This is a genomic window from Capnocytophaga sp. G2, assembly GCF_035282625.1.
GTDB lineage: Bacteria > Bacteroidota > Bacteroidia > Flavobacteriales > Flavobacteriaceae > Capnocytophaga.
In genome coordinates this window covers 76,984-91,800 of record NZ_JAYKBU010000003.1, presented here as the reverse complement: position 1 = coordinate 91,800, position 14,817 = coordinate 76,984, and the positions used below count along the sequence as shown (strand labels likewise).

Sequence of the window (14,817 nt, the reverse complement as noted above, 5' to 3'; positions counted from 1 at the left end):
AAGAAAACAAATATAATTGCCTATACTCTAATGATCTTGGGAGTATTATTGTTATACTTACAATCTAACAAAGAATATCGGTATTTCCAGGAACAGTATGTACTTATTGCAGGGCTTGTTTTATTAGTAGTAGGTATATATATGTTATCAAAGAAATTAACCCCGAGAGAACACAAATAAATCAAATATTCGTAAATAATTTAAAAACCAAAATTTTATGTCAGTATTAAAAATTGGAATCAACGGATTCGGACGTATTGGACGTTTAGCTTTTAGAGCTATCTCAAAACGTGCCAATATAGAAGTAGTAGGAATCAATGACCTACAAGACGTAGAGTACATCGCCTATTTACTAAAATATGACTCTGTTCATGGCACTTTCCCTTTGGATGTAAAGGCTGAAAATGGACACCTCGTAGTAGATGGAAAAACTATTCGTATTACAGCTGAGAAGGATCCTAATAACCTTAAATGGAATGAAGTAGGAGCCGATGTAGTACTCGAATGTACAGGGCTTTTTACTACTTTGGAAAAAGCAAAAGCACACCTTAACGCAGGTGCTAAGAAAGTAGTTATCTCTGCTCCTTCTGCTGATGCTCCTATGTTCGTAATGGGAGTAAACCACAAAAGTGTAAAACCTACTGATACTATCGTATCCAACGCTTCATGTACTACTAACTGTTTGGCTCCTATTGCTAAAGTTATCAATGATAACTTTGGTATAGATGAAGCTCTTATGACCACTGTACATGCCACTACTGCTACCCAACTTACCGTAGATGGACCTTCTAAAAAGGATTGGAGAGGTGGACGTTCTGCCCTAATCAACATTATTCCTTCTTCCACAGGAGCTGCTAAAGCAGTAGGTAAAGTAATCCCTGAATTGAATGGTCGCCTTACAGGTATGTCCTTCCGTGTACCTACTGCCGACGTTTCTGTAGTGGATTTAACTGTAAAAACTAAAAAAACTACTTCTCTTAAGGAAATTAACGAGGCTATGAAAAAAGCTTCTGAAGGAGAACTTAAGAACATTTTAGCCTATACTGAAGAATCTGTTGTATCACAGGACTTTGTAGGATGTACTAATACCTCCATCTATGATGCTAAAGCAGGTATTGAACTTAATGACCACTTCTTTAAAGTAGTTTCTTGGTATGATAATGAAGCTGGCTATTCTAATAAGTTAGTAGATTTAGCTCAACATGTAGCATCTCTTTAATTAAGTATGCCTCACTAGTTCATGAAAAAGACGTGTGATTTTTTTGATAAAAGCATACGTCTTTTTTAAAAAATATCTTTTCTTAACTTAATACCTTAAAATTATGATTCTTATAGTAGATAGTGGTGCTACCAAAGCTGATTGGACAGCACTGAATGAAAAGGGGATGAAAGAGTTTGGCACGCAAACTCTTGGTCTTAACCCTGAAGTACTTACTGAAGAAATAGTAATGGAACGACTTACTACTAATGAGCAACTCAATGAAAATCGCAAACGTGCCCGTCATGTATATTTCTATGGGGCTGGTTGTGGAACTGAGCGTCTCCGTACTTTTCTCCATGCTATTCTGCAACGATTTTTCTCTAATGCTACTATAGTAGTAAAAGAAGATACTTATGCAGCTGTACATGCCACCACAGCAGATGGAGAAAAAGCTATTGTTGGAATTTTAGGAACAGGTTCTAACTGCTCCTATTGGGATGGTAAAGAACTCTATCAAGCAGTAGATTCCTTGGGATATTCCCTTATGGATGAGTGTAGTGGTAATTTCTTTGGGAAAAGGCTTATTGTAGATTATTACTTTAAAATTATGCCAGAATCCCTAAGAAGCAAGTTTGAACATCAATATGAACTTAACTCTGATGTTATCAAATCTCACTTATATAAGCTCCCTAATCCTAATAGTTACTTGGCTACCTTTGGTCGTTTCTTGGTAGAAAATAAGGAGGATAACTATTGTAACCGTATTATCAAAGAAGGGTTACAACTTTTTATAAATCACTGGGTAGTACAATATGAAGTACGCAATGAAGTACCTATTAATTTTGTTGGAAGTATTGCTTTTTACTTGCAAGATATGGTAAGGGAGGTATTCGCTGCTAATGGATTAAAAGTAGGAAAAATCCTTCGTAAACCTATTGACGGTTTAGTGGAATACCATCTTCATCATGGAAATAGGAAATAATTCTCTTTAACAAAATCAAGAATGAAAGATTATATTATTGTAGGATTTGGCTTTGCAGGAAGTAGTCTTGCTCATCTATTAGAGAAGAACCAAAAATCCTTTGTTATTTTCAATGATAATCCTGCTCCTGTAACTACTGTTGCAGGAGCTATGTTCAATCCTGTTATCCTTAAGCGATTTACTCCTGTATGGAGAATACAAGAACAAATGCAATTACTTCTCCCCTTTTTTAGCGAAATAGAGAAGAAACTACATACTTCCTTTATCTATAAAGTACGTGTGTTCAGAAAATTCGCTTCGGTAGAAGAAAAGAACAATTGGTTTGTTGCCTCTGATAAGCCTATTCTATCAGAGTATCTTTCTACAAAAATACTTAACAAGGTTTCTCCTTATGTAACAACTCCCTTTGGGTTAGGAGAGGTACTTCATACAGGATTGGTCAATACCCGAATCCTTATTCCTACTTATCAAGAGAAACTACAGAAAGAGGGAATCTTCTTTGAAGAAAAGTTTAATTATAATGCTTTAGAAATCAAAGAAGAATACGTACATTATAAAGGTATTGATGCCAAGCGAATTGTTTTTTGTGAAGGATATGATATGGTGCGCAATCCTCTTTTTAAAGCATTACCTATGGTAGGAAGTAAGGGAGAATTACTTAGTTTTGAATCTGATGCTCTCCAACTAAGTGGAGTTATCAAGTCTGATGGCTTCATTGCTCCTTTAGGTGGAAATGCTTTCAAAGTAGGTACTACTTATGATAATGATGACAAAGATCCCTCTCCTACTCTACAAGGTAGAAAAATTCTTATTGAAAAACTAGAGCACCTTATATCCTGTCCATATCGTATTACAGGACAAATGGCAGGTATCCGACCCACCGTAAAAGATCGTCGCCCCTTAGTAGGAGTCCATCCAAAATATAAGAACTTATTTATCCTTAATGGATTAGGTACTCATGGTGCTTTTCTAGCTCCTTATACAGCTACAGCACTTTATGATTTTATAGAAAAATCTATACCTTTAGACAAGGAAATGAATATAGAACGTTATTATCGGTATTTTGTATAAATAGCAAGTAAAAAAAATTCATTTTTCACTTTTTATAAATGAGATAAAAGATGGATTTTTATAATTTATCTTTTCTAAATCTTTATCTTCAAAATAATATATAATATTTGACAACTGCTACAAAGCAATTCCTATATGGAAAAAACGCATTACTTAATTGTACAATAATAGTAATATTCACTATCTGAGTGCTCTCTTCTATATAATTACTAACTTATTATACTCTACAAGGTCTTTAGTTCCAAAGAATACATAATAATATTTGATATAGTACCTTAAAAATCCAGAAACAAGAGTTTTCTCTTAATAATCTTTTCTTCATTTCAAAAATTAAAATGTCCCAAAAACCAAATATTTTGGGACACTTTTACACTTTTTATCAAGAAATATCCTATAATTGTAACTTCCTTGCTATCTCCTTACAAGCCTTTTTAATTTCCAAATAAGTAAAAATAAAGTCTTTTTCACTTCCATAATAAGGATCTGGCAATTCTTTCATTTCCATTGGGTAATCCAAAGTATCTAAAAGAAAAGAAACTTTTTCTCTTTGCTTTTCTGACTTAGCTAAACTGAGAATATCTTTATAATTACTTTTATCCATTACAAAAATATAGTCAAACTTATCAAAATCCTCTGGAGTAAAAATCCTACCTTTTAATGAAGATATATCTATTCCATATTTTTTCGCTACTAAGATAGAGCGATTATCGGGAGCTTGACCTATATGATATCCTGCCGTTTCAGCAGAATCTACTTCAAAAAAATCCTTATCAAGCATAGAACGCAATACTCCTTCTGCTAGAGGTGAGCGACATATATTACCTAAACATACCATTAAGATACGTGTAGAAGGAATCATCGGTTACTTATCTTAGTATTTAGATCTGTAAGGAATTTGCGGAATTGTTTGTCTGTTTCATTGAGATTATCAACAGTCTTACAAGCATGTAAGACCGTAGCATGATCTCTTTTACCTATATACTTTCCTATATTAGCGAGAGAAAGTTTAGTATATTTCTTAGCAAAGAACATAGCTAACTGTCTGGCTTGAACTACATGACGTTTTCTTGTCTTAGATTGCAATTCCTCTATAGTAAGTTGGAAATACTCTGAAACAATTTCCTGAATATATTCTACAGTAATTTCTTTTTTAATGTTCTTTACAATCTTATCAACAGCTTTTTTGGCTAAATCAAGTGTAATTTCTTTCTTATTGAAGAGGGCTTCTGCCATAAGAGAGGTGTTTACTCCCTCTAATTCACGAATATTTGTCTTGACATTTTGAGCAATATAATCTACTATTTCCTCACTCATTTCTACTCCATCACGATATAAAATAGAATTTAAGATATTTTTACGCATCTGGTAATCAGGAGCTTGTAATTCTGCTGACAATCCCCATTTAAAACGAGAAAGTAATCGTTGTTCTACGTCTTGTATATCCACAGGAGCCTTATCTGACGTTAAGATAAGTTGCTTTCCATTCTGGTGTAAATGATTAAATATTTGGAAAAAAACATCTTGAGTTCCCTGCTTGGAAGCAAAGAACTGTACATTATCTATAATAAGAACATCTATTTGTTGGTAAAAATGAATAAAATCAGTACGATTATTATTTTTAGCAGCTACTGCATATTGTTTTGTAAAATCCTCAGCTTCAATATATAAAATTTTCTTTTTGGGAAACTTTTCCTGTATTTCATTTCCTATAGCATGAGCTAAATGTGTTTTTCCAAGCCCTACCCCTCCAAATATAAATAATGGATTAAAAGAAGTACCACCAGGACGTTGAGTAATTGCCATTCCTGCAGAACGAGCTAAGCGATTGCTTTCTCCTTCAATAAAGTTATCAAAATTCTTATTAGGATTCAGTTGAGAGTCCACTTTAACCTCTACAAGTCCTGGTACAATATAGGGATTAAATGATTCCTGAGGTTTTTGTCCATATCCTAAAGCCTCCATATTTGTCGCTTTTCGGTTAGCACTTGGAAGCTGTTCTGTTGCTTGCTCAGCCTTATTAGGATTATTCTCCATCTTAATATTATAGATGAGCTTGGGACGTGTTCCTAATTCTTTAGTTAAAGCACTCCAAATTAAATTAATATAATGATCCTCCAACCATTCCATGAAGAACATGCTAGGTACCATTATTACTAAGGTATTATCTTTGGTTAACTCCACAGGTTCTATTGGCTTGAACCAGACATCAAAGACATCAGATGTTACATTATCCTTAATAAAGGACAAGCAATTTTTCCAAATATTCTGTACATCAGTATTCATTAGTTGTAAGAAATTTTATATATTTGCGTTTTAAAAATAGAGGTGCCGAATTACAGGGCAAAAATGCAACTTTTTTTTGAATAAAAAAAATTTTTCAACACTTTTTTACCTCTTTTTTTAATCAAATATTATCTCATTGACTATTAAATGTTTACATCTATGGAAAACAACTTCATTTTTCAAATTCGCACTCGGTATGGAGAAACAGATCAAATGGGAATTATATACTATGGTGTATATCCTCAATATTTGGAGGTAGCTCGTGTAGAATGGCTCCGCAATTTGGGAATATCTTACAAAGAATTAGAAGAAAAAGGAATTATGCTTCCTGTCATTTCCCTCCAAATTGATTACAAAAAACCCGCTCTTTATGATCAGTTGCTCTCCATTGTCCTCTCCTTAAGAGAAAAACCAACCTCAAAAATAATTTTTAACTATCAAATTTTCAATGAAAGTAAAGAATTACTTATACAAGCAAGTACTACACTCGTTTTTGTAGATAAAATAACCTTCAGACCTATCAAATGTCCTAATTTTATTCTAGAAAAGATTAATTTTCATTAGAATTATTCTTTTCAACCATTGCCTGATAATAGGCTGCTCGGCTCAAAGGTTCATATTCTTCCTTTTCTCCAAGAAGGAATTGGGACTGTTCCGATGCTTTTCTAAAACTATAATGAGCCAAATTACCTGTGCGTGTACAGATTGCATGTACCTTAGTAACATATTCCGCAATAGCCATAAGAGCAGGCATTGGACCAAATGGACGTCCTAAGAAATCCATATCTAAACCAGCTACAATTACACGAACACCACTGTTTGCCAGATCATTACATACCTCCACAATATCCGAACTAAAAAATTGTGCCTCATCTATGCCTATAACCTCACAGTTTTGAGCTAAAATTCGTATATTTGTCGCCGATTGTACAGGTATAGCCTTTATTTGGGTAGTATTATGAGAAACAATGCATTCCTTACGAAAGCGTGTATCTATTTCAGGCTTGAAGATGGCTATCTTTTGCTTGGCAAACTCGGCTCTACGGAGCCTACGGATGAGTTCCTCTGTTTTCCCAGAAAACATAGAACCACATATCACCTCTATCCAACCAAATGTATTGGAAATCTTAGTATTTTCAAGAAACATAATACTTTTTTAATAGAGAACAAAGATACAATAATTATCACACATACAACAGAAAAATATTTTTATGAAAGAAGAAATACAACTAGAAATTGTGCAAATTGCACAAAAGATACTTACAAGTCCTGCTCTTTTGGATAATTCTGATTTATTACTCAAAGAATTACACAAATTATATGAACGTGCTTTGATATTTCATTTCTTGGAAAAAAACCTTCCAGAAGTCTTAGAAAAGAATTCAACAAACACTAACCATTCAAACACTTCGGAAACCACTATAGAAAAAGCTCCTGAACCTATTATTTCTACTTCTGGTAGTGGTTGGGATGAAATTCGTTCCCAAGCTCCTGAAAAAGATATCATTTTTGAACAGAAAAATACTTCTTCTATACAAAAAGATACGGGACGAACTCTCAATGATAGTATCTTCAGCAAGCAATTACAAATAGGATTAAATGACCGTATTGCTTTTGTAACACATCTTTTTAATGGAAGTATTGATGAATATAACAAGACTATTGCTATGATTAATAATCTGCATACTCCCGATGAATGTTGGGATTTTATCCTTCACAAAGTGAAACCTTCCTATAATAATTGGCAAGGGAAAGAAGAATATGAGGATAGATTTTTTTATATTATTTCTAAACGTTTTGGATAATGGGAAAACTATATTTAATTCCTACTCCTATTGGTAATCTGCAGGACATTACCTTAAGAGCTTTACAAGTGCTCAAAAAAGTAGATATTATCTTAGCAGAGGACACACGTACTAGTGGAAAATTTCTACAGCATTATCAAATAAATATTCCAATGCTCTCCCATCATAAGTTCAACGAACATCAGACTTTAGATAGCCTTATCAGACAACTTAAGGAAGGAAAGCAAATGGCTCTTATTAGTGATGCAGGAACCCCCGCTATTGCAGATCCAGGATTTTTATTAGTTCGTGCCTGTATAGCAGAAGATATCCCTGTAGAGACCCTTCCGGGAGCAACAGCTTTTATCCCTGCCTTAGTAAACAGCGGTCTTCCTAATGATCGTTTTGTATTTGAAGGATTTCTTCCTGATAAAAAAGGAAGACAAACACGTTTGCAAAACTTAATAGAAGAAAATAGAACTATGATATTCTATGTTTCTCCACATAAATTACTAAAAACACTTACTGAATTCATAACTTATTTTGGTGTTCATAGAAAAGCAAGTATTAGTAGGGAGCTCACAAAAATTCATGAAGAAACTCTCAGAGGAGAACTTTCAGAGTTGTTAGAACATTTTCAGAAAAATACTCCCAAGGGAGAATTTGTCCTTATTCTTGCTGGAAAAGAATAAATAAGGGCGATTTCTACTGAAAATCACCCTTAAAAGTACAAAGTTATCCAAAAAATTTTTATTCTTGAGCTTCCCTCATAAAGGCTTCTATAGTATCCACCATTGAACGACTGCCACAAAAGAAAGGAACACGCTGATGCAATTGAGAAGGTTCTATTTCTAATATACGATTGAACCCATCTGAAGCCTTTCCTCCTGCTTGCTCTGTAAGAAATGCCATAGGATTACATTCATAAAGCAAACGCAATTTCCCTTTAGGTGATTGAGAAGTAGATGGATACATATAGATCCCTCCCTTTATCATATTTCTGTGAAAATCAGATACTAAAGAGCCTATATAACGAGAGGTATAAGGACGATCTTCCTTTTCCTCTTGACAATATTTTATATAATTCTTAACTCCCTGAGGAAATTTTATATAATTTCCCTCATTAATAGAATATATTTTTCCTTTCTCAGGATATTTCATATTAGGATGGGAAAGATAATAACTACCCAACGAAGGATCTAAGGTAAACCCATTCACACCTTTACCTGTCGTATAAACAAGCATAGTGGACGAACCATACACTATATATCCTGCAGCTACCTGATTTATCCCTTTCTGAAGAAAATCCTCCAGTTGAACAGGTGTATTTTCTGGAGTAATTCTACGATAAATAGAGAAAATGGTGCCCACCGAAACATTTACATCAATATTGGAAGAACCATCTAATGGGTCAATAAGGACTACGTATTTACTTAATTCTGAGTTCTCTCCACTCTTTATTTCAATAAAATTATCATTTTCTTCAGAGGCTATTCCACAAACTACCTCTCGCTGGGAGAGGGACTTGATAAAGGTTTCATTGGCAATAACATCCAATTTCTGCTGTTCTTCGCCCTGTATATTTTGGTTTCCTACTGCTCCTAATATATTAGCAATACCTGCTTTATTAATGGCACGATTAACCATTTTTGAAGCAATTTGGATGCAACTAATAAGTCGTGATAATTCACCTGTGGAATACTTAAAATCACGCTGTTTCTCAATAATAAATTCCCCTAAAGTAGGTAAGGTTTTTTCTTCTTTCATCTTAATATCTCTTTATATTGCAGTGCGAATTTACAATTTTTTTTTCAAATAACTCATTATTTCAATTGTATTATAATAATTTTAACATTTAATTTTACTTAAAAACATTACTTTTGTATTCTATTAAAATCCTTCAACGATAACAATCAAGAAGATAAAAATATTATTTATGATTATTGATACACATACACACCTATATGTAGAAGATTTTGATACAGATTACCAGGAAGTAGTCCTCAGAGCTATGGAGCAAGGAATTAAACAATTCTTCTTACCTGCCATTGATTCTCAGTATACTCAGAGAATGTTTCGTTTGTATAAGGAGTTCCCTAATCAAATGTTTCTCATGAATGGATTGCACCCTTGCAGTGTAAAAGCTAATTGGGAAGAAGAACTAGCACATGTTACAGCCTTAATGCAATCTCATCCTAAAGATTTTTACGCCATTGGAGAGATTGGGATGGATCTTTACTGGGATAAAACTTTTTTAGAAGAACAGAAAGAAGTTTTTCGTAAGCAAATAATCTTAGCCAAGAAATATAACCTTCCCATAGTAATTCATTGCAGAGAAGCTTTTGAAGAAGTTCTTAAAATACTTGAAAAGGTAAATGATGAAAAGCTCTTTGGTATTTTCCATTGTTTTACTGGAAACAAAGAGCAAGCTCAAAAAATTATTTCTCTTGGATTAAAACTTGGTATCGGAGGAGTTGTTACTTTTAAAAATGGAAAAATAGATACTTTTTTACATGAAATTCCTCTGGACAACATTGTATTAGAAACAGATGCTCCTTACTTAGCCCCTGTACCCTTCCGTGGAAGACGCAATGAAAGTGCCTATCTCATTCATATTATTAAGAAACTTGCAGAAGTATATAATCTCTCTGAAAATGAAATTATTAAACAAACAACTATCAATGCAAAGAAAATTTTTAATCTATAAATTCTTCTTTAATTGATAAATTTTACGTAACTTTGCCGAGTAATTTAATCTAAATATTTTGACAGATTTTTCTCAAATACGTCCTTTTCACGACAGTGAGGTTTCTGAAATATTAGCTTACATTAAGGACAACCCTACCATACACCAATTATTGCAATTTGGTTTTCCTAATCTTAGTGAGGAAGAACAAATGCAAATATTACTTTCATGTAGAAAAATAAGAGATTTCCAGTCAAAAATAATGTATCCCATTATTAAGAATGCTATTAACAAAAGTGTAACACAATTTTCAGATGATGGATTTGAATTATTAAACCCTTCTCAAGCATATTTATTTATTTCCAACCACCGAGATATTATATTGGATACTTCTTTTCTCAATGTATTATTATATGAGAAAGGTTTTAAGATGACTGCCTCAGCTATGGGAAGTAATTTAGTAAACACCCCTTTCTTACTTGCTTTTGCTAAATTAAACCGTAATTTTATTATTCACAGAGGACTTCCACCGAGAGAAACTTTACAAAAATCGCAAATTGTCTCTAAATTCATTGCTCGTTGTCTTATTGAAAAAAATCGTTCTGTGTGGATTGCACAGCGAGAGGGACGCACTAAAGATGGAGATGACCGAACCCAACAAGGAGTTATTAAAATGTTATCCATGAATTGTCCAAAGAGCACTTCTCTTATGAATTATTTCAAACAATTACATATTGTTCCTATGGCGATCTCCTATGAACTTGACCCTACTGATATACTAAAAATACCTGCTTTATTAGCCCAACATCATGGAGTGGAATATGTAAAACAAGAAAATGAAGACTATAATAATATAGTGCAAGGCTTTGTAGGGCAAAAAGGATGTGTTCACATTTCAGTTGGAAAGCCTTTATATGAGGAATTGGACATAATAGCTCAAGAAGAAGAACATAGCAATCGGCAAATACAAGCACTCGTAGAATTATTAGATGAAAGAATTCATTCTCAATACAAACTATTTCCTACCAATTATATTGCTTATGATATACTCACAGAATCTGATAGATTCTCTGATAAATATACAGAAAAAGAACTAAGACAATTTGAGAGACGAATAGAAAATAGAAGTAATTCTGAAGGAAATATTTCACGAAAAAAATTTTTAGAAATGTATGCCAACCCCGTCATTAACAAATTAAAATTATGACTAATAAAACAAAAATTCTCCTCATTTATACAGGAGGTACCATCGGAATGGTGAAAGATTATGAAACAGGGGTTCTTCGTCCTTTTCATTTTGAAAAAATCAAAGAACGACTCCCTGAACTCTTTCAATTAGATAGTGACATCGAGCATGTTTCATTCGATCCTCCTATTGATTCATCTGATATGAACATTGCGCATTGGAAAAGGATTGCTCAGAGTATTGAAGAGAATTATAATAAGTTTGATGGTTTTGTAGTTCTTCATGGTAGTGATACTATGGGATATTCTGCCTCTGCGTTAAGTTTTATGCTTGAGAACTTAGATAAGCCAGTAATCTTTACTGGATCACAACTCCCTATTGGAGATTTGCGTACTGATGCAAGAGAGAATCTAATTACCTCCATCCGCTTAGCAAGTTTAAAAGAGAACAACCAATCCGTCATCCAAGAAGTTTGTTTATATTTTGAATACAAACTATATCGTGGTAACCGCACCACTAAAATAGATGCTGAGAACTTCCAAGCTTTTGATTCTCCAAACTATCATATTCTTGCTGAGAGTGGTGTACATTTAAAAGTGTATAATGAATATCTAAAGCATAAAGAAAATAAAAGTACAAAATTAAATCTTTTCACAGACTTTAATCCAAATGTTACTTTTTTAAAAATATTTCCCAATATCACGGAACCTATCTTAGAAGGTATTCTAAACATCCCTTCACTCAAAGGGGTAGTTATGGAAACTTTTGGATCAGGGAATGCACCTACTTCTGAGTGGTTTCTTAAAACTATTGAAAAAGCCATAAAGAGAGGGGTTGCTGTAGTCAACATTACACAATGTATACGTGGTTTTGTACTTCCTAACACTTATGAAGCAGGTTCTCATTTTGAGAATATAGGTGTTATTAATGGAAAAGACCTTACCAGTGAGGCTGCTATTACTAAGTTAATGTACTTATTAGGTAAAGAAATAAGGCACAAAGAACTGAAAATCAAATATGAAAAAGAAATTCAGGGAGAAATATCATAAAGTTTTCTAAAAACAATTTGTAGGGTTATTTTTTTGTTATAATTTTACGTCTTGTTAAAAGATACTTATAGAGAGGTGTCCGAGTGGTCGAAGGAGCACGCCTGGAAAGTGTGTATACGCCAAAAGCGTATCGAGGGTTCGAATCCCTTCCTCTCTGCTTCAAATATAAATTGTTACTGATTAAAATTGAAAAAAATGAAAAAAAGGTACTCAAAATTGGTGTTAGCCGCATTATTTTTCATAAACTTTGCCACTGTTTTTGCACAGGAAGCAGAAAAAGAGACGAGCATTCATCAAAGTTTCAAGGAATATTTTATAAAAGGAGGTCCGGCCTATATGGCTCCTATTCTTTTGTGTCTTATCATTGGGCTTGCTGTTGCCATTGAACGTATTATTTACCTTACAATGGCTACCACAAATACTAAGAAATTACTAGAGAATGTGGAAGATGCCCTTAAAAATGGAGGAATAGAAGCCGCTAAAGAAGTTTGCAGAAACACTCCTGGTCCTGTAGCCTCTATCTTCTATCAAGGACTTGATCGCGTAGATGAGGGTATTGATATTGTAGAAAAATCAGTAGTATCTTATGGAGGAGTACAAATGGGACTCCTAGAAAAAAATGTCTCATGGATATCTTTATTTATTTCAATTGCCCCAATGTTAGGATTCATGGGAACTGTAATCGGGATGATTCAAGCCTTTGAAAAAATTAGTTTAGCAGGTGGGTTAGATGCTTCCTTGATTGCTGGAGATATTCAAGTAGCACTACTTACTACTGTATTTGGACTTATTGTGGCGATGATATTGCAAGTTTTCTATAATTATATTGTAGCCAAAGTAGATAGTATAGTAAATAATATGGAGGATGCTTCTATCTCTCTTGTGGACTTATTAGTGGACTACAAAAAGTAATTATTAACCTCTAAAATCTCTATTTATGCATGAAACAAAAATAGTAGGACTTATAGCAAAAATAGTAGCACTTATTTTCGGTATTGCTGGAGTAGTTCTTTGTGGTTGGCTTATGTTCAGTTCCAATGATGTGAAAAATAATATCGGAAATATTCCTATGAGGGGAATGTTCTTTGTAACTTATCTGCTACTTATTTTTGGATTAGCAGCGGTTATTCTATCTGCTACAAAAAATATACTATCTTCTCCAAAATCTCTTAAAAAGATATTAATTTATACAGGAGTTTTTCTAGGTATCTTAGTGATCTCTTACCCACTCTCCTATGTACTTTTTGGTACAGATAGTACTTATCAGTGGATAAGTGCAGGTATTATGGCAACTTATTTACTCTTACTTATTTCATTAATTTCTGTAATCTATTCAGTAATTAAAAGAACTTAAAGATGGCAAGACGTTCAATACCCGAAGTAAATGCTGGTTCTATGGCGGACATAGCTTTTTTGTTACTAATATTTTTCTTAGTAACAACCGACATAAGTTCCAATGCGGGCATAACTGCAAAATTACCTCCTAAAGTTCCTCAACAAGAACAACAAGAGCCTCCTATTAATGAACGAAATCTTTTTGTTGTATTGGTTAATAAACAAAATCAGTTATTAGTAGAGGACAAATTGATGAATATCAAAAATCTTAGAAAGGCAGCTGTTGAATTCTTAGATAATGGAGGAGGTAGCGCAGATGAAGCCTGTAGTTATTGTCAGGGAAAGCATGACCCAACTTCATCAGATAATCCCAATAAGGCTGTAATCTCCTTACAAAATGATCGTGAAACTAATTATGATACATACATAGTCGTACAAAATGAATTAGTAGCAGCTTATTATGAACTAAGAGAAAGAGAAAGAAAAAGATTATATCCTAATGAAGTTTCCTATAAGGAAATGGATGCAGAATTTAATGCTGCTAAGACTTCCGATAAGAGGAAAGAGGAATTAAGACCAAAATTAGAAAAGCTACAAGAGCTATTTCCAAAGAAATTGGTGGAAGCAAGTATAAAAAAAGATAAAAATTAATAGTGATGGCAAAGTTCAATAAGAAAAAAAGTGAAGGAGTACCTCCTATCTCAACTGCATCTCTGCCTGATATTATTTTCATGCTTCTGTTCTTTTTTATGACAGTAACTCAATCCAAGGATGGAGAAATCATGGTAACCAATGATCTACCTACTGCTAATCAAGTGCAGAAATTAGATAAAAAGGATCCTGTAATATACGTATATGCTGGAGAGCCTTTACAAAGATATCAAGAAAAATATGGAAAAAATGCAAGATTACAAATAAATGATGTATTTGTAGACGTAGATAAAATAGGAACTCCTATCCTAAAATATAAAGAAGGTTTACAAGAGAGATATAAAGAAATATTTATAACTTCTTTAAAGGTAGATAAGCATACTAAAATGGGAATTATTGGAGACTTAAAAGAGAAGCTGAGAGATATTAATGCACTAAAAATTAATTATATAACAAAAGAAGGAACTCCTTCTGTGTTAAGTGATTAAGTGTAGTAATGTGAAAATTGTAGTTTTTATAGTTTATATTATTTTTTATCAAATCCGTAAAATATATGTTTTTGCGGATTTTTTCATACCCGCAAATTAGT

The 14,817-nt window shown here is 33.3% G+C and carries 17 protein-coding genes and 1 tRNA gene; 14 read left to right on the top strand and 4 right to left on the bottom strand.

From position 1 onward, the window contains the following. Positions 1-217: 217 nt before the first annotated feature. The 3 genes from gap to VJJ03_RS02885 all read left to right on the top strand — a co-directional run bounded on the left by gap (position 218) and on the right by VJJ03_RS02885 (position 3,254). Complete coding sequence (gene gap, locus VJJ03_RS02895; RefSeq protein WP_009745895.1) at positions 218-1,219, top strand: type I glyceraldehyde-3-phosphate dehydrogenase; 1,002 nt, start codon at positions 218-220, stop codon at positions 1,217-1,219. Between the two features lie 103 nt (positions 1,220-1,322). After that, positions 1,323-2,183 carry an N-acetylglucosamine kinase gene (locus tag VJJ03_RS02890; RefSeq protein ID WP_323973715.1) on the top strand — a complete coding sequence of 287 codons (861 nt, stop codon included), beginning with the start codon at positions 1,323-1,325 and terminating at the stop codon, positions 2,181-2,183. Between the two features lie 21 nt (positions 2,184-2,204). Further along, on the top strand, positions 2,205-3,254 hold the full coding sequence (locus VJJ03_RS02885) for an FAD-dependent oxidoreductase (RefSeq protein ID WP_323973713.1): 1,050 nt from the start codon (positions 2,205-2,207) through the stop codon (positions 3,252-3,254). 391 nt (positions 3,255-3,645) lie between these two features. Here the strand turns inward: VJJ03_RS02885 and VJJ03_RS02880 are convergent, their stop codons facing one another. Together VJJ03_RS02880 and dnaA are read right to left on the bottom strand one after the other, a co-directional pair. Next, entirely contained in the window at positions 3,646-4,110 is a 465-nt protein-coding gene (locus tag VJJ03_RS02880; RefSeq protein WP_323973833.1) for a low molecular weight protein-tyrosine-phosphatase, read from the bottom strand. Further along, positions 4,110-5,537, bottom strand: a complete 1,428-nt coding sequence (dnaA, locus tag VJJ03_RS02875; RefSeq protein WP_009745891.1) for a chromosomal replication initiator protein DnaA — start codon at positions 5,535-5,537, stop codon at positions 4,110-4,112. The genes VJJ03_RS02880 and dnaA overlap by 1 nt, the downstream gene beginning before the upstream one ends. Positions 5,538-5,696: 159 nt before the next feature. Here dnaA and VJJ03_RS02870 point away from each other — a divergent pair, with 159 nt between their 5' ends. After that, on the top strand, positions 5,697-6,101 hold the full coding sequence (locus tag VJJ03_RS02870) for an acyl-CoA thioesterase (RefSeq protein ID WP_009745890.1): 405 nt from the start codon (positions 5,697-5,699) through the stop codon (positions 6,099-6,101). Here the strand turns inward: VJJ03_RS02870 and VJJ03_RS02865 are convergent. Continuing rightward, a complete protein-coding gene (locus VJJ03_RS02865; RefSeq protein WP_009745889.1) occupies positions 6,088-6,684 on the bottom strand; it encodes a thymidine kinase in 597 nt (198 codons plus the stop codon). The two genes, VJJ03_RS02870 and VJJ03_RS02865, sit on opposite strands and share 14 nt — an antisense overlap. A 64-nt stretch (positions 6,685-6,748) precedes the next feature. On the opposite strand from VJJ03_RS02865, the gene VJJ03_RS02860 reads away from it, so the two are divergent. Both VJJ03_RS02860 and rsmI read left to right on the top strand, forming a co-directional pair. Next, the gene (locus tag VJJ03_RS02860) at positions 6,749-7,342 is read left to right on the top strand and encodes a hypothetical protein (protein WP_009745888.1); all 594 of its coding nucleotides are present in this window, start codon (positions 6,749-6,751) and stop codon (positions 7,340-7,342) included. After that, positions 7,342-8,013, top strand: coding sequence for a 16S rRNA (cytidine(1402)-2'-O)-methyltransferase (rsmI, locus tag VJJ03_RS02855; RefSeq protein WP_323973710.1), 672 nt, complete (start codon positions 7,342-7,344; stop codon positions 8,011-8,013). The genes VJJ03_RS02860 and rsmI overlap by 1 nt, the downstream gene beginning before the upstream one ends. 58 nt (positions 8,014-8,071) lie before the next feature. On the opposite strand, the gene fbp is transcribed toward rsmI, so the two are convergent. Then, positions 8,072-9,088 carry a class 1 fructose-bisphosphatase gene (gene fbp, locus VJJ03_RS02850; protein WP_009745886.1) on the bottom strand — a complete coding sequence of 339 codons (1,017 nt, stop codon included), beginning with the start codon at positions 9,086-9,088 and terminating at the stop codon, positions 8,072-8,074. A gap of 169 nt (positions 9,089-9,257) precedes the next feature. On the opposite strand from fbp, the gene VJJ03_RS02845 reads away from it, so the two are divergent. From VJJ03_RS02845 to VJJ03_RS02810, 8 genes are all read left to right on the top strand, one after another. Next, positions 9,258-10,028: a TatD family hydrolase gene (locus VJJ03_RS02845; RefSeq protein WP_009745885.1), complete on the top strand. Its 771-nt coding sequence runs from the start codon at positions 9,258-9,260 to the stop codon at positions 10,026-10,028. Between the two features lie 58 nt (positions 10,029-10,086). Continuing rightward, positions 10,087-11,214 (top strand): 1-acyl-sn-glycerol-3-phosphate acyltransferase, encoded by a 1,128-nt coding sequence (locus VJJ03_RS02840; RefSeq protein WP_009745884.1) that lies wholly within the window; start codon positions 10,087-10,089, stop codon positions 11,212-11,214. Continuing rightward, on the top strand, positions 11,211-12,242 hold the full coding sequence (locus VJJ03_RS02835; RefSeq protein WP_009745883.1) for an asparaginase: 1,032 nt from the start codon (positions 11,211-11,213) through the stop codon (positions 12,240-12,242). Before VJJ03_RS02840 ends, VJJ03_RS02835 begins: the two co-directional genes overlap by 4 nt. Before the next feature lie 69 nt (positions 12,243-12,311). After that, a tRNA-Ser gene (locus VJJ03_RS02830) sits at positions 12,312-12,399 on the top strand. 38 nt (positions 12,400-12,437) lie between these two features. Beyond that, complete coding sequence (locus VJJ03_RS02825) at positions 12,438-13,154, top strand: MotA/TolQ/ExbB proton channel family protein (protein ID WP_009745882.1); 717 nt, start codon at positions 12,438-12,440, stop codon at positions 13,152-13,154. Between the two features lie 25 nt (positions 13,155-13,179). Next, complete coding sequence (locus tag VJJ03_RS02820) at positions 13,180-13,596, top strand: hypothetical protein (RefSeq protein WP_009745881.1); 417 nt, start codon at positions 13,180-13,182, stop codon at positions 13,594-13,596. 2 nt (positions 13,597-13,598) lie between these two features. Further along, a complete protein-coding gene (locus tag VJJ03_RS02815; RefSeq protein ID WP_009745880.1) occupies positions 13,599-14,228 on the top strand; it encodes an ExbD/TolR family protein in 630 nt (209 codons plus the stop codon). Positions 14,229-14,233: 5 nt separating this feature from the next. Continuing rightward, positions 14,234-14,716, top strand: coding sequence for an ExbD/TolR family protein (locus VJJ03_RS02810; protein WP_009745879.1), 483 nt, complete (start codon positions 14,234-14,236; stop codon positions 14,714-14,716). The last annotated feature ends 101 nt before the right edge of the window (positions 14,717-14,817 follow it).